Source organism: Acidimicrobium ferrooxidans DSM 10331, from assembly GCF_000023265.1.
Lineage (GTDB): Bacteria > Actinomycetota > Acidimicrobiia > Acidimicrobiales > Acidimicrobiaceae > Acidimicrobium > Acidimicrobium ferrooxidans.
On the sequence record NC_013124.1, the window covers coordinates 633,555 to 651,370 of the forward strand.

The window sequence follows — 17,816 nt, forward strand, 5'->3', positions numbered from 1 at the left end:
CGTGGGGGCCTCCTGGCGACGGGTGCTGCTGAAGATCTCCGGCGAGTCGCTGGCCGGCGAGGATCGAGCTCAATCGATCGACCCGGCGATCTTGCAGCAGCTCGCCGAGGAACTCGTCGAGCTGCGCACGGTGCACGGCGTCGAGGTCGCCGTCGTCGTCGGCGGCGGGAACTTGTGGCGCGGGACCGACGGTACCCAGATCGGCATCGATCCGCCGACGTCGGACAACATGGGCATGCTCGCCACGGTGATGAACGCGCTTGCGCTGCAGAGCGCGATCGAGCGGCTCGGTCAGCCGGTGCGGCTCCAGAGCGCCATCACGATGGCCGAGCTCGCAGAGCCCTACATTCGCCGTCGGGCGGTGCGGCACCTCGAGAAGGGGCGCATCGTCGTGTTCGCCGCCGGCACCGGCAATCCGTTCTTCACCACTGACACCGCAGCCGCGCTGCGGGCCGCCGAGATCGGCGCGAGCGTCGTGCTGAAGGGCACGCACTCGGGTGTGAGCGGGATTTATTCGTCCGATCCCCGGGTCGACCCGTCGGCGGTGCAGCTGGAGCGGGTCGGCTACATGGAGGTCATCGAGCGCAACCTCGCCGTGATGGACATGACCGCTATCACCTTGTGCAAGGAGCGGGCCATCAAGGTCGTCGTCTTCGACGTCTCGTTGCGGGGTAACATCACGAAGGCCTGGCGTGGCCAGATCGGAACGTTGGTGGAGTAATGGCTGATCCAGTCGATATCGATGCGGAGCTTGCGGCCTTCGAGGATCGCATGGCCAAGGCAGTGCGCCACACCGAGGAGGAGTTCGCGACCGTCCGTACGGGTCGGGCGCAGGCGGCCCTGCTCGATGGGATCGTCGTCGAGTACTACGGCGAGCGCGTTCCGTTGCGGCAGTTGGCGTCGGTGACGACGCCCGATCCCCACAGCCTGCTCATCGCGCCCTATGACCGCAACGCGATGGGCGCCATGGAGCGAGCCATTCGCGATTCAGACCTCGGCGTCAACCCGACGAACGATGGCTCGGTGATCCGTATCGCGATCGCGCCGCTCACGGAGGAGCGTCGTCGAGAGCTCGTCAAGGTGGTGCGCAAGCGCGCCGAGGAGGGGCGGGTGGCGATCCGAGGCGTGCGCCGGCAGGCCAAGCAGCACTTCGAGTCGCTCCAGCGCCAAGGCTCGCTCACGACGGACGACCTCGCCGACATCGAGCGCAGTCTCGATCGCCTGACGGCCCGCTTTGTGGGCGAGCTGGATCGAGCGCTCGAGGTCAAGGAGCACGACCTCCTCGAGGTCTAGGCCGGCCGGTGAGCGAACACGACGACCGGGCCCCGCAGTCGGAGCCTACGAGCGAGCCTCGAGGCCTGTCGCCCGAGCCCGAACGACAGCGAGAGCGCGGGGCCCACGCAGGGCCTGAGAACGGTACGCCTCGCGAGGGCGCGAGTTCGACGGATGCGGGCGTGACAGAACCCCTCGCATCCGCGGTGCCACCTGGCCCCGTTCGGTCGTCGGGCCGTGACGAGGGGAGCGACGACGACACCGTGGCCCTCCCCGATTGGCGAGAGCCACCGACCGGTGACGTTCCTCGGGTCCTCGAAGAACTCTCGGGCATCCCGGTGCGCGATCTCGGAGGACCTCGTACCGGTGAGTTGCCCTCGATCGACGACGAAACAGTTCCGTGGTCGCCACCGTCCTCGACCCAAGGTGAGCGATCCAAGCTCGACGACGACGCGCGTCCACGCCGAGAACCGTCCGAGGCTGCGACTCCCCGAGCGCCTCGCCATCATCGGCGCAGGCGCGATGGCGGCGAGGGCGAGGCCACGACTCAGGACGCGGGCGTCGAGCGGCGCACGGCGGCCGGCTCGCGTCGTCGAGGGGGCGTTCGCGGCGCGACGCCCGGCGACGAGCGATCCCACGGCGGCCCCGCCCGGTCCAAGGCGCTCAGCACCCTCACCGGCATTGCGCTCGCTGCGATCGTGGTCGTAGCCCTCGTCCTGGGGCGGATCCCGTTGCTCGTCGTCGTCGCGCTCGCGCTCGAGCTGGCTGCTTCGGAGGCCTTCAGCGTGCTGCACCGCGGCGGGCTCCTCGAGGCGCGCTTCCTCGGGCTCGCCGGGGTCGGGGCACTCATCGGAGTCGCTTACGCCTACGGTCCGGCCGGTGATGGCGGCGTCGTCGTTGCAGCTTTCGTCCTGGGCGCAGCGTGGTATGTCCTCGGACCACTGCGGCGTCCTGCCTACGAGGGGCTCTCGCACACGCTGGGCGTGGTTGTGTGGGTCGGGCTCCTTGGCTCCTATGCAGCGGTCCTGCTCCGACCGGCGACGTTCCACGGGCACGGCGAGCTCGTCCTCGTCGTCGCCATCGCGACGACGGTGGCCGACGACACCGCGGCTTTCTTCGTCGGATCGGTGCTCGGTCGCCATCGGCTGGCGCCGCGGATCTCGCCCAACAAGACGATCGAAGGGCTTATCGGCGGTACGGTCGCAGCCATCGTGGCCGGCGCGCTGCTCGGGATGATCGCCCCGCTCAGCGTCGTGGAAGGAGCGATACTCGGACTGGTCGTCGCGGTGGTGGCTCCGCTCGGCGATCTGCTCGAGAGTGCCTTCAAGCGCCAGTTTCATGTCAAGGACTCGGGGGCGCTGCTGCCTGGCCACGGAGGGGTTCTCGATCGCATCGACGCGATGCTCGTCGTGCTCCCAGCCAGCTACTACCTCTTCGCGGTGATGCATCTCAGGTAGCCTGCCTAGGCTGACTGTCGTGCCGAGCGTCGCCATCGCCGGGGTCACCGGTTCCGTCGGCCGCCAAGCCGGTGCGGTCGTCTCTCGCGACCCGGAACGTTTTCATGTCGAGACCATCGTCGCTGGGAGCGATGCGGGCGGGCTCATCGAGCTCGCCAAGGAGCTACGCCCTCGGGTCGTCGGTCTCGCGGTCGGTGGTGACCGCGAGCGAGTGCGCCAGAGCCTCGATGCGTCCGTGGAGGTGGTCGTCGGTCGCGAAGCGCTCGAGGCGAGCGCAGCGGCCGACATCGTCGTGAACGCCGTGAGCGGCTTCGCGGGTCTCGCCGTGACTCGAGCTGCGCTGCTCGCTGGACGCAGGCTCGCGCTGGCGAACAAGGAGTCGCTGGTTGCAGCGGGGGACCTTGTGGCCGGATGGCTCGACGGTGGCGACGGCGAACTCGTGCCGGTGGACTCCGAGCACTCTGCCATCTTCCAGTGCCTCGGAGGCTCGCGCGATGGCGCAGACCGTGTCGCGTCGCTGGTGCTCACGAGCTCTGGCGGACCCTTCCGTACGCGATCGGCGGAGGCGCTGCGTGACGTGAGCCTGGAGGAGGCGCTCGCCCACCCGACGTGGTCGATGGGGCCGAAGATCACCGTGGACTCGTCGACCCTGTTCAACAAGGGCCTCGAGGTCATCGAGGCACACTACCTCTTCGAGGTTCCCTACGACCGAATCGAGGTGGTGGTGCATCCCGAGAGTGTCGTGCACTCGATGGTGCGCTTTCGGGACGGGTCGGTGATCGCGCAGCTGTCGGAGCCGACCATGGAGTTGCCCGTGGCGGTGGCGCTCTATCACCCCGAGCGCGCGCCGTACGCGATCGGCTCGCTCGATCTCACCCGACCTCGGTCGTTCGGCTTCGAGCCCGTCGACGACGCTCGGTTCCCCGCGTTGCGCCTCGCCTATGACGCCGGTCGACTCGGAGGGGCCGCACCGTGTTGGTTGAACGCAGCGAACGAGGTCGCGGTGGCCGCGTTTCTCGGAGGTGCGCTGCGCTGGATCGACATCTATCGCGTGGTCGCCTCGACGCTGGAGCGGTTCGAGCCGACGACGTTCGCATCCGAGGAGGACGTCATCGAGGCCGATGCGACCGCGCGTGACCACGCTCGACGCATCGTGGAGGAGGTAACTCGTGGCTGAGGAGATGGAGGCGCCAACCCTCCAGGAGGCTCGAAGCTTCTCCGGTCGCAGGCTCGCCGAGCTCGTCGTCGTGCTCGTCGCCATCATCGCGATCGCCCAGCACGCCCATGCACTCGGCACCCTCGCCGTCGTGGCGGCGATCGTCGCGATGGTCGTGCTGCACGAACTTGGGCACTACCTGGTCGCGCGGTGGTCGCGCATGGAGGTGACCGAGTTCTTCGTCGGGTTCGGGCCGCGGATCTTCTCGTGGCACCGCAAGGGGATCGAGTACGGCCTGAAGGCGATCCTCGTCGGTGGCTACGTCCGCATCACCGGCATGACGAGCGCGGAAGAGGTCCCGCCCGAGCGTGAGGCGCGCACCTATCGCTCGTCGACCTTCCCCCGACGAGTCGCGGTCAGCGTGGCGGGCTCGGTCATGCACTTCGTCGTGGCATTTGGCATGCTGTGGTACCTGTTCAGTGGGGTCGGGACCTACGCGAGTCGGGGCGTGGTCATCGAGGGGGTCGCACACATCCCAGGGGTGGTGACCCCGGCCGAGCGGATCGGACTGCGTGCTGGCGATACGATCCTCGCCGTCGACGGGCATCGGAACCCTACCCTTGCTGCCTTCGCGTCGTCGATCTCTCACCATCCCGGCACCCCTGTGCGCCTCGTTGTCGAGACGCCCGGCGGTCGAGTCGTCTCGCGCACGGCGGTGCCGATCCCCGCGACCATGGTGGCGAGATACGATGCGGCCTATCACTCCCTGGGTTCCCAAGGCGTGCTCGGCGTGGTGGTTGCGCCTCCAGTCGAACGATCCAGTCTCGTCGGTGGGGTCGTGCCGTCGGCGCGCGCGCTCTGGTCGCTCGCTGGTGCGAGCGTGAGTGGGCTCGTGTCGCACTTCACGCCCCATGGGATCGCGACCTACGTGTCGGAGGTGACGCACCCCTCGGCGAACCCCACCTCGGCAAAGTCCGCGTCTCGCTTCGAGTCCCCCGTGGGGATCGTGCAGCTCGCGTCCGACGCGGTCGCGGCCGGAACCGGCGCCGTGCTCGAGCTCCTCGTGCTGATCAACGTCTTCGTCGGGATCTTCAACATGGTGCCGTTGCTGCCGCTCGACGGCGGACACGTCGCCATCGCGATCTACGAACGCATCCGATCGCGGCGAGGTCGTGCGTACCACGCCGATGTCCTCAAGCTGATGCCGATCACCTACGCTGTGATAGCGGTGATCCTCTTTCTGGGTGTCACCGCGCTGTATCTGGACATCACGCATCCGGTGCCCAACCCGTTCTCGTAGCGAGGAGGAGAGCAATGGCGCGTCCTCAGATCGCCCTCGCCCCACGACGGCCCACCCGCCAGGTCATGGTTGGGTCGGTACCTGTCGGCGGAGGGGCGCCCATCTCGGTGCAGTCGATGACGACCACCCAGACCGCCGACGTCGAGGGCACCCTGACGCAGATCTACGCCCTCGCCGCTGCTGGCGCAGACATCGTTCGGGTGACGTGCAACACCCGTGACGCAGCCGATGGGCTCGCGCGCATCGTGCCCCGCTCGCCCGTGCCGATCGTCGCGGACATCCACTTCCACGTGGAGATGGCCCTCGCGGCACTCGATGCAGGGGTGGCCGCCCTCAGGCTCAACCCCGGCAACCTGCGCAAGCGCGAGGAGATCCAGCTGGTGGCGCGCGAGGCGAAGGATCGCGCCATCCCGATCCGCATCGGCGTCAACGCCGGTTCGTTGCACCCGGAGTTTGCGGAGCGCTTCGGGGGCGCAACTCCGGAGGCACTCGTGGAGAGCGCGCTCTACGAGCTCGCGCTCTTCGAGGAGGTCGGTTTCGACGACGTCGCGTTCTCGGTGAAGGCCTCCAACGTGCCGCTGATGATCGCGGCCTATCGGCTGCTCGCCGAGCGTACCGATCATCCCTTGCACCTTGGCGTGACCGAGGCCGGGCCGCCGCCGGCGGGGCTCGTGAAGGCCACCGCCGGCATCGCGACGCTGCTCGCCGAGGGCATCGGTGACACGATTCGCTACTCGCTCACCGCTGACCCCGTCGAGGAGGCGCGGGCAGGACGGCAGTTGCTCGAGGCACTCGGCCTGCGAGAACGCAAGAACCTCGACCTCATCGCGTGTCCGAGCTGCGGGCGCGCCCAGGTGGACGTGATCGGGATCGCCAAGGACGCCCAGGCACGGCTCGAGGAGCTCGGCCTGCCGATCCAGGTGGCCGTCATGGGTTGCGTGGTGAATGGTCCGGGAGAAGCCAGGGAGGCGGATCTCGGTATTGCGGGCGGTCGGCACAAGGGACATCTGTTCATCCGTGGGCAGATCGTGCGGGTGGTCCCCGAGCAGGAGATGGTTGACGCGCTCGTCGAGGAAGCCAAGCGACTCGTTGCCGAGGGCGTCGAGGCACGGCTCGCGGCCGCAGCTCCCGGAGCGGCCGAGGAGGCAGCCCGCGATCGCATGGCCGAACTCGGTGGCGAGGAGGGCTCGGCCAAGCGCTAGCCTTGGGCGCCATGCGCGCCTCCGACCTCGTCTTCGCCACCCAACGGGAGGACCCACGCGACGCCGAGGTCGCCTCGCACCGTCTGCTCGTACGCGGTGGCTACATGCGGGCGCTGGCGAGTGGGGTCTGGAGCCTGTTGCCCCTCGGCTTTCGGGTCCTCGAGCGCATCGGCGCGATCGTGGCCGAGGAGTTCGACCGCGCGGGCGGCAACCAGCTGCTCCTTCCGGCGCTGCACCCGGTGGAGCTCTGGCAGGAGACCGGTCGCAACGTCACCATGGACGACGTGCTCATGCGGGTGGATTCGAAGCTCGGCTCCTTGGTGCTCGGTCCGACGCACGAGGAGGCGGTCATCGCCGCCGTCGGGCCGGACCTCGCGAGCTACCGGAGCCTGCCAGCCTTCGTCTACCAGATCCAGACCAAGTTCCGTGACGAGCCGAGAGCGCGGTTCGGCTTGATGCGCACCCGTGAGTTCGTCATGGCCGACGGCTACACGTTCGATGTGGACCGCGAGCACATGCGTGTCTCCTACCAGCGCGTCTACGAGGCTTACCTGCGCGTGTATCGCCGACTGGGCTTGAAGGCCGTGCCGGTCGAGGCGGACGCGGGCGCGATCGGCGGGGACGTGAACCACGAGTTCATGGTGCCCTCGGCCATCGGGGAGGATCACTTCGCGTCCTGTCGTGCGTGCGGGTACCAGGCCAACGTGGAGGCGGCTCGGCGTGGCCGGGGGCCCGATCGAGTGCTGCCCCCCATCGAGCAGCCGAGGGTGTATGCGACGCCGGGGGCTCCAGGGGTGCGCGAGGCGATCGCGGCACTGCGCGCCGAGGGGGCACCCGTCGACGATGACGGGATGCTCAAGTGCATGGTCGCCTACGACGACGCGGGCCGGACGACGCTCGTGCTCGTGCCCGGGCAGCGCAGCGTGAGGCTGCCACGGGGTTGGCGGCTTGCCGGTGAGGAAGCGTTCCGGCCCGAAGGTCCGTTCTTCCTCGGCTACGTGGGGCCGGTCGGGATGCGAGAAGCCGGCGTGCGGATCGTCGCCGACCCGATGATCCGAGAGCGTCCGTGGTGGGCGACCGGTAACAACGCCGAGGGCGAGCACGTCGTCGGTGTGCGCGTCGGCGTGGACTTCGAGGTCGACGACTGGATCGAGGTGGTCGAGGTCGTCGACGGGGATCCCTGCCCGCGCTGTGGCGCTCCCCTGGCGCTGGTTCGCGCGGTCGAGGTGGGGCACACCTTCCAACTCGGGCAGCTCTATTCGTCGCGCATGAGCCGGGGGACCTTCGTCGGCGAGGACGGGGCGACCCATCCGTTCTGGATGGGCTGCTACGGCATCGGCGTGAGTCGTCTCATCGCCGTCATCGCCGAGGAGTACCAGCGAGACGGTGGCCTGGCGTGGCCGCTCGAGATCGCCCCGTTCCAGGTCGCCGTCGTGCCTGCCGGCAGCAGTGACGACGTCGCGGCGACCGCTGCGAACATCGCCGAAGAGCTCGAACGGATGGGGCGCCGGGTGCTGCTCGAGGATCGGGGGCTGAGCTTCGGCGTGGCGGCCAGGGATCAAGAACTCGTCGGTGCGCCCCTGTGGGTGGTCGTCGGTGCGCGTTCGCTGGCGCGTGGCGAGGTCGAGCTTCGCAACCGCGTCGATGGGCGGACGCTCACCGTTCAGCTTCGCGATGTGGCCCAGGCGGTCGACGCCGAGGCCGGTCGCATCGGCGAGCGCGCCGACTGAGCGCTATACTCCCTCCGGGCTCGTTGCAGGGGCCGGGGTGACGTGGGCTTCGGCCCACGTTTTTTCGTCACCTGCGCGGCTCGCTCGGCGAGGGGAGGGGACATGGCGGACAGCCACGCACTATGGACGGCGCTCGACGAGCGACTCGCCGGTGCGGCGCTCCAGGTCGCCGACCTCGTGGTGCGGCCAGGTTCCGTCGCGGTCTTCGTCGAACACGACGATGCGAGCGCGCCGAGCCTGGACGAACTCGAGCAGGTGTCACGGGACGTGGTCACCGTCGTTCGCTCCGAGCTTGGAGACGTGGCGGTCGAGGTGTCGAGCCCGGGCCTGGAACGGCGACTGCGCAGGATCGAGCAGGCGCGTGCCGTGCTCGGCCGAAGCGTCGCGATCCGACGCGAGGGCGGTCGGCTCGGGGGTGTGCTCGTGGGGGTCGAGGGCGACGAGCTGATCGTCGAGGTCGACGGCGAGCCGCAGCGCATCGCGTGGGGCGAGGTGCGCGAGGCCCAGACGACGTGGTCGTTGGGGACCGATGGTGCAGACGAGCTGGATCCGGAGCGCAGCGGGAGGAACGATGGCCGTTGAGAACCCAGAGGTGATGGACGCGCTCGAGGTGATCGCTCGGGAGAAGGGCCTGTCGGTCGAGACGCTCCTCGAGTCGCTCGCCAACGCGCTCGCTGCCGCCTACAAGCGGCGGCCCGGCGCTGCCGAGGAGGCCTACGTCGAGATCGATCCCGCGAGCGGGACGATCCGGGTGATCTGCCAGGAGCTCGACGAGAACGGTACCGTCGTTCGCGAGTGGGAGGACACGCCTCGCGACTTCGGGCGCATCGCGGCCCAGGCTGCCAAGCAGGTCATGCTGCAGAAGATCCGCGAGGCCGAACGCGAGCAGAAGTACGAGGAGTACGCCGGGCGCGAGGGGGACGTGGTCACGGGGATCGTGTCCCAGATCGACCCGCGGTTCACGCTGCTCGACCTCGGCAAGATCGAGGCGATCATGCCGCACTCCGAGAGCCCGTCGAACGAGCGCTACTCGGTGAACCAGCGTTTGAAGGCCTACATCGTCGAGGTGCGACGGTCCATCAAGGGTCCACAGATCGTCGTGTCGAGAACGCACCCCGGCTTGGTCCGGCGCCTCTTCGAGGTGGAGGTGCCCGAGATCGCGAGTGGTGTCGTCGAGGTCAAGGCCATCGCGCGCGAGCCTGGTCATCGGACCAAGATCGCGGTGTGGTCGAACGATCGCTCGGTCGATCCGGTCGGAGCCTGTGTCGGTGCTCGGGGATCACGCGTCCACACCGTGGTGAACGAGCTCTTGGGGGAGAAGGTCGACATCGTCCCGTTCTCCGAGGATCTCGCGGAGTTCGTCGAGCGGGCGATCGTACCAGCGCACGCCCTCTCTGCGACCGTCGAGGGTCGCGATGCGCTCGTGGTCGTGCCTGACGATCAGCTGTCGCTCGCCATCGGCCGCGAGGGCCAGAACGCGCGCCTTGCCGCTCGTCTCACCGGCACCCACCTCGAGATTCGGCCCCAGAGCGAGGTCGAGGGCCGCCAGGAGGGTCAGCCATAGCGCCCCCGCAACGGATGTGCGTGGGTTGTCGGGCCCGGCGTTCTGCGTCGGACCTCGTGCGGGTGCACGTGGTGGAGGGGCGCCTCGCGGTCGGGGCGGGGCCTGGGCGCGGTGCGTGGATCTGTCCGCGGGAGGCGTGCCTCGAGCGCGCGCTCGCGCATGGACGGCTCCGACGAGCGCTGCGACTCGCCCCGTCGGACGGCGAGCTCGTCGACGAGGGCGTGCGCCAGGCCTGGCGAGCGGCGATCGCTGGGCACGGCGCGTCGAGCGCCTAGGCTCGAAGTGACTCACGTAGTGCTGTCGGCGCTCGTGGGCAGACAGGTGCGCGGGCGTGGGTCCGCATCGGTTCGGAGGCAAGGGCAACCAGTTGGCGCGCAAGCTCAGAGTGTACGAAATCGCGAAGGAACTCGGTCTCTCCAACAAGGAGGCGCTGGATCTGTGCCTCGCGTTGGGCGTGGACGTGAAGAACCACTCCTCGAGCGTCGAGGAGGCCCATGCAGACCGGATCCGACGTCGCGCGCAGCGAGATCATCTCGGCATCTACGCCGAGGCAACGACCCCCCAGGTGGCCCCGCCGAGCGCGCCGACCACGCCACCGAGCGTTCGTGAGCCCGAGCCGGTGGCGGCTCCCGAGATATCGGAGCCGGTCGTGGCGAGCGCACCCGAGCGGCGCCCCGACCTCGCCGCGGTGATCGCCGAAGAGGCGGCCAAGCGCGAAGAGGCCGAGCAGGCTGCCATCGAGAACGCGGGTCGAGCGCCGGAGCAGGCGGCGCCGCGACGTCAGGGCCCGCTCTCGCCATCGGGGAATCCGATCCCACCACCCCCGGGCGGGCGACCGCTGTCGCCGTCGGGTAAGCCGATCCCTCCGCCACCACGTCCACAAGGTCCACGCGACGGACGCGGCCGACCGGCTCGCGAGGGGTCCGGGCGCCCTGTGGGCGGGTCGCGTCCGGGTGCCGGGCGCCCCGGAACCGGTGGCGGGCGCCCCCCGATGGGGGGTGGGATCCGGCCGCCGGCCCGCGGTGGCGGCGGCGTCAGCACGCCCCGATTCGGGGGCGCAGCCGGTGCGTTCGCTGGCCGTCCCGGTGGCGGTCGGGGCCGTGGCGTGCGTCCGAACAAGAGTCGGCGGCGCATCTCGCGCAAGGAGTTCGAGGAGCTCGAGCCGACCCGAGCGACGGCCTATGTCCCGTCGAACGATCCGGTCCCTGACTACGAGGTCATCATCGAGCGGGGCTCGACGGCCCAAGAGGTTGCCCCCAAGCTCAACCGCTCGCCGGGCGACCTCGTGCGCTTCTTGCTCATGCAGGGCGAGATGGTCACGGCGACCCAGAGCCTCACCGACGAGATGATCGAGCTGTACGCGGCGGAGCTGGGCGCGAAGGTGCGCCTCGTCGATCCCGGGCAAGAGCAAGAAGCGCAGCTCGCCGCCAAGTATCTCGATGTCGATGAGACCCTCGATCCGACGGCCGAGGTGGTCCGCCCTCCCGTCGTCACGGTCATGGGGCACGTCGACCACGGCAAGACGTTGCTGCTCGATCGCATTCGCCACACGAACGTCGTGGCGGGCGAGGCCGGTGGCATCACCCAGCACATCGGTGCCTACCAGGTCGATGTCGAGGGGGGTCGCATCACCTTCATCGACACCCCTGGTCACGAGGCCTTCACGGCGATGCGTGCGCGTGGCGCGAGCGTCACGGACATCGTCATCTTGGTCGTCGCGGCCGACGACGGTGTCATGCCCCAGACCGTGGAGGCCATCAACCACGCCAAGGCGGCGGGCGTGCCGATCATCGTCGCGATCAACAAGATCGACCGTCCTGACGCGGATCCGAATCGGGTCATGCAGCAGCTCTCCGAGCACGGCCTCGTGCCCGAGGCCTGGGGTGGCGACACCATCACGGTGCAGGTGTCGGCGCTGCAGAGTCTCGGGATCGACGAGCTGCTCGAGCAGGTGCTCGTGCTGGCCGAGGTCCTCGAGCTGCGTGCCAACCCGACGGGTCGGGCTCGCGGTGTGGTGCTCGAGGGACACCTCGACGTCGGTCGTGGTCCGGTCGCAACCGTGTTGGTGCAGGGCGGCACCCTGCACGTCGGTGATCCCGTGGTCGCCGGCCAGGCATGGGGCAAGGCCAAGGCGCTCATCAGCGATCGGGGAGAGAAGGTCTCCGATGCCGGCCCGTCGACGCCGGTCCAGGTCCTCGGGTTCTCGGAGGTGCCGAGCGCGGGTGATCCGTTCCGCGTGACGGCCGAGATCTCGCACGCCAGGGAGATCGGCGAAGCGCGCGAGCAGCGGCTGCGGTTGGCGGCGAACGCCAACCGGGCGGTCGGCGCACAGGGCGTGCGGCTCGAGGACATCTTCGAACAGATCCAACAAGGCGAGGTCCCTACCCTCAACCTCATCGTCAAGGCCGACGTCCAGGGCAGCCTCGAGGCGCTCTCGGATGCGCTCGCGAAGCTCTCGCGCGACGAGGTGCGACTCGAGATCATCCACAAGGCCGTCGGTGGGATCACCGAGAACGACGTCACGCTCGCGGCGGCGTCGCACGCACTCATCATCGGGTTCAACGTCCGGCCGGATCGCCGAGCGCGTGAGGCCGCCGAGGTCCGTCACGTGGAGATCCGTACCTACGAGATCATCTACCAGGTGATCGAGGACATCGAGGCGGCCGTGGTCGGCATGCTCAAGCCGGAGTTCGAGGAGGTGGTCGTCGGCGAGGCCGAGGTTCGCGAGGTCTTCCGGATCCCGCGCGTCGGTGCCGTCGCAGGGTGCTACGTGCGCAACGGAACCTTGACCCGTGGTGGCCGCGTGCGATTCCTCCGAGACGGGGTCGTGCTGTGGAAGGGGACGATCTCCTCGCTGCGCCGCTTCAAGGAGGACGTGCGCGAGGTCCAGGCCGGGTTCGAGTGCGGCGTTGGGCTCTCCGATTTCCAGGACCTCCATGCAGGCGACATCATCGAGGCGTTCGAGCTGCGTGAAATCCCGCGGGGGTGAGCGTGGGCAGACGCGCAACCCATCCGTACGCGCGGACCGAACGGGTCGCCGCCGTCCTCCAAGAGGTGATCGCTGAGGCGCTGGAGCGCCTCGTCGATCGCGACGAGCGGCTCGCCTTCGTCACGGTGACCCACGTCGTCGTGAGCAGCGATCTGCGCCACGCCGACGTGCTGATCGCGTCGGGAACGGCGGAGACGCTCGAGGCGCTGGACGACGCTCGCGGAGAGCTCCAGCGTGCGGTGGCACGGGAGGTGCGCCTCAAGCGCACGCCCGCCCTGCGCTTCGGCCTTGACGCGCAACTTGCCGCCGTCGAGGAGCTCGAGGCGGTGTTCCGCCGCGTCCACGAGGCAGCGACGGATGATCCAGGGCATCTACCTCGTCGATAAGCCGAGCGGCCCGACCTCCCACGACGTCGTGGCTCGAGCTCGGCGTGCGTTCGGCACGCGGCGCGTCGGTCACGCCGGGACGCTCGATCCGATGGCGAGCGGACTGCTCGTGCTCGGTGTCGATCGCGCGACCCGGCTGCTCCGCTACCTCGAGGCCCAGACGAAGCGCTATCGGGCCGTCGCGCTCCTCGGCGTTGCGACCGATACCGACGATCTCGACGGTGTCGTCGTCGATCGGCGACCGGTCGAGGAGCCGACCCGCGAGGCCGTGGTGACGGCGTGCCGTCGCTTCGTGCCGGGTTACGACCAGGTGCCACCGGCCTACAGCGCGCTGCACCTCGACGGCGAGCGTGCCTACGTGCGGGCTCGCCGGGGTGAGGACGTCACGTTGCCTCGTCGGCGGGTTCGCATCGACGAGATCGAGGTGGGTGCGATCTGGCGCGATGGCGGCCCAGGGGAGCCCCAGGGCGTTCGCGTCGAGCTCACCGTCACCTGTGGCCCCGGAACCTACCTCCGCTCGCTGGTACGTGACCTCGGTGAGGCGCTCGGCACGCCCGCGACGCTCGCGTCGCTTCGGCGCGAGCGTGTCGGTCGGCTGGAGGTCGCCCAGGCGGTGGGGCTCGAGGACCTCGAGCGAGCGACACCGGTCCCGCTTCCGCTGGCGCTCGCTGGTCTCGGCCGTGTCGAACTCGACGGGGTCGACGCCACGAGGTTCCTCCATGGTCAGCGCATCGAGGCGCCGTCGGGTCTCGACGAGGGCGACGTGCTCGTCGGTGCCGAGGGTTCGTGGTTGGGGGTGGCGAGCTGTGACGGCCACGTGCTCGCACCGCGCGTGGTGCTCGTCGATGCGGGAGTTGCGCGGGCATGATCGTGGTTCGAGAGCTCGATGACCCTGCCTTCGTCGTCCCCAGTTCCGTCGTGACCATCGGGACCTTCGATGGTCTGCACCTCGGACACCAGCGACTCATCCGCGTCGCACGCGACGTCGCGCGTCGAGCACGCCTGCCCTTGGTCGTGGTGAGTTTCGATCGCCACCCCCTGCGCTTGCTCGCACCCGAGCGAGTGCCGCCGCTCATCATGACGCCACTGCAGCGCGATCGTGTGCTCGCGTCTCAGGGCGTCGGCGTGCTGTATCTGCTGCACTTCGGACCCGAACGCGCTCAGCAGGCGCCCGCGTCCTTCGCCGCCGAGGTGCTCGCGTCCAGGCTCGGTGCGACCCACGTCGTCGTCGGCGCCAACTTCACCTTCGGTGCCCGAGGGGCGGGTCGCCCTGCCGACCTCGTCGCCATGGGTCGCGACCTCGGCTTCTCGGTCGACGTCGAGGAGTTGGTCGACGACGACGGCGAGGTGGTGTCCTCGAGTCGGATCCGTGCGACGGTCGCCTCGGGGGACCTCGTCGAGGCCTCGCGCCTGCTGGGCCGTGCTTACGCGGTCGAAGGTGTCGTCGTCGCGGGGGATGGCCGCGGTCGAGAACTCGGCTTCCCGACGGCCAACGTCGTCGTCTCTTCGTCCTATGCGAGTCCGCCCGATGGCGTCTATGCCGGATGGGCGTGGAACGACTCGGGTCGCTGGGCTGCTGCGATCTCGCTCGGGACGAGGCCGACGTTCTACCCGACCGACGGCCTCCGGCTCCTCGAGGTCCACCTGCTGGACGCCGACGTCGACCTCTATGGTCAGTCGTTGGAGGTGGCGTTCGACTCCCGGCTCCGAGGGCAAGTCGCCTTCGCGGGTGTGGAGGAGCTGATCGCGCAGATGCACGCCGACGTCGCCGAGGTCCGTGTGCGCGTGGGAGACCTCGAGGGCAGGTAGGCTACTGCCTGGCTGTAGCATCATCACGTACGCCTGGAGCGTCCAGGCACGACACACGAAGGGACAGTGACCAACCCATGGGTTCCAAGGCGGAGACGATCGCGAAGTTCGGGCGCAGCGAGCACGACACCGGTTCACCGGAGGTTCAAGTCGCGCTGCTGACCGAGCGCATCGCCCACCTGACCGAGCATCTGAAGGTTCACAAGGGTGATCACCACACCCGTCGCGGCCTCATGATGATGATCGGTCGCCGCCGCCGACTGCTCAACTACCTGCGTTCGCAGGACGTCGAGCGGTATCGGACCCTGATCGCGGAACTCGGCATCCGCCGCTAGGCGCCGCACGAGCGACGAGGCGACTGCAGCCGGTCCCTGTCTCTCCCACAAGGAGCATCCATGTCATTCATCTCGGTTGAGCGTCAGCTGACCGGGGTACCCTCGCCGTTGCGCTTCGAGACGGGCAAGCTTGCCCTCCAGGCCAACGGAGCTGTGGTCGCGCGCCTCGGCGGCACCACCGTGCTCGTGACCGCCACTGGGGCCAAGCACGTGCGCGAGGGTATCGACTTCTTTCCGTTGACCGTCGACGTCGAAGAGCGCATGTACGCCGCGGGCAAGATCCCCGGTTCGTTCTTCCGCCGCGAGGGTCGTGCCACGGACCAGGCGATCCTGACGGCACGCCTCATCGACCGTCCACTGCGACCATCGTTCGCCGATGGCTTTCGCAACGAGGTGCACGTGGTGGCGACCGTGCTCGGTGCCGACCTCGTCAATCCACACGACGTGCTCGCCATCAACGCGGCCTCGGCCGCGCTCATGGTGTCGGGGCTGCCCTTCGAGGGGCCGATCGGCGCGGTGCGCGTCGCGCTCGCAGCCGATGGGAGCTGGATTCCGTTCCCGACGTTCCAGCAGGGCGATGCCTCGAGCTTCGAGCTCGTCGTCGCCGGGCGCAAGACCTCGGACGGTACCGACATCGCGATCATGATGGTCGAGGCGGGTGGCACCGAGGCGACCTGGGGCGCATTCGAGGCGAACGCCGCCATCCCGACCGAAGCGACGGTCGCGGAGGGGCTCGTCGCTGCGAAGCAGTGGATCCGCGAGAGCATCGAGCTGCAAGAGGAGCTGGTCGCCAAGCTCGATCATCGGCCGACCTTTGCGTGGACGCCGATGCGCGACTACGAAGAGGACGTGCTCGTCCGCGTGAACGAGGTCGGTCGCGAGCGACTGGCCGCGGCCAACGCGCACACCGACAAGGTGACGCGCCAAGATGCCCTCGACGCCGCTGGCGATGCCATCTGGGCTGAACTCGCCGACGAGTTCCCCGAGCGCGAGCGAGAGGTGCGGGCTGCGATCCGTCGGGTCACCAAGGAGATCGTGCGCGAGCGCATCACGCGCGAGGGCGTGCGGATCGACGGACGCGACACGACGACCATCCGTCCGCTCCTCATCGAAGTGGGACTCATCCCGACGGCGCATGGTTCGGGCCTCTTCCAGCGGGGCGAGACCCAAGTGCTCAACATCTGCACGCTCGGCATGCCGCGCATGAACCAGCAACTCGACACCCTCGGGGTCGACGAGGAAAAGCGCTACATGCACCACTACAACATGCCGCCGTTTGCGACCGGCGAGACGGGCTTCATGCGAGGACCCAAGCGTCGCGAGATCGGTCATGGCCTGCTCGCCGAGCGCGCGCTCGTGCCGGTGCTGCCGCCGGAGTCCGAGTTCCCGTATGCCCTTCGCCTCGTGTCGGAGGTGCTGAGTTCCAACGGTTCGACCTCCATGGCGTCCGTGTGCGGCTCGACGTTGTCGCTGATGGACGCGGGCGTGCCGATCCGGGCGGCCGTGGGGGGCATCGCGATGGGCCTCATCGCCCACGACGGTGTCTACACGACCCTGACGGACATTCTGGGTGCCGAGGATGCCTTCGGTGACATGGACTTCAAGGTGGCAGGTACCCGGGAGTTCGTGACCGCACTGCAGCTCGACACCAAGATCGACGGGATCCCCTCGGAGGTGCTCGCGGCCGCCCTCGAGCAGGCGCGCCAGGCCCGCGTGTCGATCCTCGATCAGATGCTCGCCGTCATCCCGGCGCCGCGTTCGGAGGTGGCCGAGACCGCTCCGCGGCTCATCACCTTCCAGGTGCCGCTCGACAAGGTCGGTGAGATCATCGGCCCGAAGGGCAAGACCATCAACACGCTGCAGCAAGAGACGGGTGCCGACGTCTCGATCGACGACGACGGCGTGGTCGGAACCGTGGTCATCGGTGCGCGTGACATCGAGGCAGCGCGCGAGGCGGAGCGGCGGATCCAGCTGATCCTCAACCCGCCGCAGGCCACCCTCGGCGAGGTCTACGAGGGCAAGGTCGTCGGCATGACCAAGTTCGGCGCCTTCGTCAACGTCCTCCCCGGCAAGGATGGCCTCGTGCACATCTCGAAGCTCGGACGCGGCAAGCGCGTCGAGCGCGTCGAAGACGTCCTCGAGATGGGCCAGGTGCTCAAGGTGCGCGTCGACGACATCGATCCGTCGGGCAAGCTCTCGCTCTCGATCGTCGACGACGAGAACGGTGAGACTCCAGCCCACGCTGGCGCGTCCCATGCCGGCTCGTCGCACGCCGGCGCGTCGCGGACCTCGGGGCGTGAGGGCTCCGATCGTCGCCATCGGCGTGACGAGCGCCCCGGCAACGACCGTCGTGGATCGTCGTCGGCTCCGGCCAACGCCGTGTCGTTCGAGGACCGCTTCGAGTCGGAGATCCAGCGCGAACTCGGCGACCTCCAGTAGGTGAGCCCCTTCGGGGCGACTCGTCGTGTGTCCGAGCGCCGGCCAGCAGCAGCTGGCCGGCGCTCTGGCGTCTGGGGGCGCCATCGGCGGCAGTACCGATCATGACGTTCTCGCGGAGGGCAGCGACTGGGGTGTGGGACGGGCACGGTCCTCTCGGGTGGGTCCGCTAGGGTCCAG

16 protein-coding genes are annotated in these 17,816 nt (G+C 69.0%); all 16 read left to right on the top strand.

Annotation, left to right across the window (positions count from 1 at the left end; translation table 11 throughout):
- The first annotated feature begins 1 nt into the window (after nucleotide 1).
- Nucleotides 2-721: a UMP kinase gene (pyrH, locus tag AFER_RS03225; protein ID WP_015798077.1), complete on the top strand. Its 720-nt coding sequence runs from the start codon at nucleotides 2-4 to the stop codon at nucleotides 719-721.
- On the top strand, nucleotides 721-1,293 hold the full coding sequence (gene frr, locus AFER_RS03230) for a ribosome recycling factor (RefSeq protein WP_015798078.1): 573 nt from the start codon (nucleotides 721-723) through the stop codon (nucleotides 1,291-1,293). The genes pyrH and frr overlap by 1 nt, the downstream gene beginning before the upstream one ends.
- A 161-nt stretch (nucleotides 1,294-1,454) precedes the next feature.
- Complete coding sequence (locus AFER_RS11525; protein WP_171788941.1) at nucleotides 1,455-2,729, top strand: phosphatidate cytidylyltransferase; 1,275 nt, start codon at nucleotides 1,455-1,457, stop codon at nucleotides 2,727-2,729.
- 19 nt (nucleotides 2,730-2,748) lie between these two features.
- Nucleotides 2,749-3,906 (top strand): 1-deoxy-D-xylulose-5-phosphate reductoisomerase, encoded by a 1,158-nt coding sequence (gene dxr, locus AFER_RS03245; protein WP_015798080.1) that lies wholly within the window; start codon nucleotides 2,749-2,751, stop codon nucleotides 3,904-3,906.
- Nucleotides 3,899-5,185, top strand: coding sequence for a M50 family metallopeptidase (locus AFER_RS03250; protein WP_015798081.1), 1,287 nt, complete (start codon nucleotides 3,899-3,901; stop codon nucleotides 5,183-5,185). The genes dxr and AFER_RS03250 overlap by 8 nt, the downstream gene beginning before the upstream one ends.
- A 14-nt stretch (nucleotides 5,186-5,199) precedes the next feature.
- Entirely contained in the window at nucleotides 5,200-6,387 is a 1,188-nt protein-coding gene (gene ispG, locus AFER_RS03255; RefSeq protein ID WP_015798082.1) for a flavodoxin-dependent (E)-4-hydroxy-3-methylbut-2-enyl-diphosphate synthase, read from the top strand.
- Nucleotides 6,388-6,398: 11 nt separating this feature from the next.
- Nucleotides 6,399-8,117 (top strand): proline--tRNA ligase, encoded by a 1,719-nt coding sequence (locus tag AFER_RS03260; protein WP_015798083.1) that lies wholly within the window; start codon nucleotides 6,399-6,401, stop codon nucleotides 8,115-8,117.
- A gap of 102 nt (nucleotides 8,118-8,219) precedes the next feature.
- Nucleotides 8,220-8,699 (top strand): ribosome maturation factor RimP, encoded by a 480-nt coding sequence (locus AFER_RS03265; RefSeq protein ID WP_015798084.1) that lies wholly within the window; start codon nucleotides 8,220-8,222, stop codon nucleotides 8,697-8,699.
- Nucleotides 8,689-9,681, top strand: coding sequence for a transcription termination factor NusA (gene nusA / locus AFER_RS03270; RefSeq protein ID WP_015798085.1), 993 nt, complete (start codon nucleotides 8,689-8,691; stop codon nucleotides 9,679-9,681). The genes AFER_RS03265 and nusA overlap by 11 nt, the downstream gene beginning before the upstream one ends.
- 20 nt (nucleotides 9,682-9,701) lie before the next feature.
- Nucleotides 9,702-9,956, top strand: coding sequence for a YlxR family protein (locus AFER_RS03275; RefSeq protein WP_171788942.1), 255 nt, complete (start codon nucleotides 9,702-9,704; stop codon nucleotides 9,954-9,956).
- 56 nt (nucleotides 9,957-10,012) lie between these two features.
- Nucleotides 10,013-12,670, top strand: a complete 2,658-nt coding sequence (gene infB / locus AFER_RS03280) for a translation initiation factor IF-2 (protein ID WP_015798087.1) — start codon at nucleotides 10,013-10,015, stop codon at nucleotides 12,668-12,670.
- 2 nt (nucleotides 12,671-12,672) lie between these two features.
- The gene (gene rbfA / locus AFER_RS03285) at nucleotides 12,673-13,056 is read left to right on the top strand and encodes a 30S ribosome-binding factor RbfA (RefSeq protein WP_015798088.1); all 384 of its coding nucleotides are present in this window, start codon (nucleotides 12,673-12,675) and stop codon (nucleotides 13,054-13,056) included.
- Complete coding sequence (gene truB, locus AFER_RS03290) at nucleotides 13,028-13,924, top strand: tRNA pseudouridine(55) synthase TruB (RefSeq protein WP_015798089.1); 897 nt, start codon at nucleotides 13,028-13,030, stop codon at nucleotides 13,922-13,924. The genes rbfA and truB overlap by 29 nt, the downstream gene beginning before the upstream one ends.
- A complete protein-coding gene (locus AFER_RS03295; RefSeq protein ID WP_015798090.1) occupies nucleotides 13,921-14,865 on the top strand; it encodes a bifunctional riboflavin kinase/FAD synthetase in 945 nt (314 codons plus the stop codon). The genes truB and AFER_RS03295 overlap by 4 nt, the downstream gene beginning before the upstream one ends.
- Before the next feature lie 77 nt (nucleotides 14,866-14,942).
- Nucleotides 14,943-15,200 carry a 30S ribosomal protein S15 gene (gene rpsO / locus AFER_RS03300; protein WP_015798091.1) on the top strand — a complete coding sequence of 86 codons (258 nt, stop codon included), beginning with the start codon at nucleotides 14,943-14,945 and terminating at the stop codon, nucleotides 15,198-15,200.
- A gap of 60 nt (nucleotides 15,201-15,260) precedes the next feature.
- Nucleotides 15,261-17,639: a polyribonucleotide nucleotidyltransferase gene (locus tag AFER_RS03305; protein WP_015798092.1), complete on the top strand. Its 2,379-nt coding sequence runs from the start codon at nucleotides 15,261-15,263 to the stop codon at nucleotides 17,637-17,639.
- The last annotated feature ends 177 nt before the right edge of the window (nucleotides 17,640-17,816 follow it).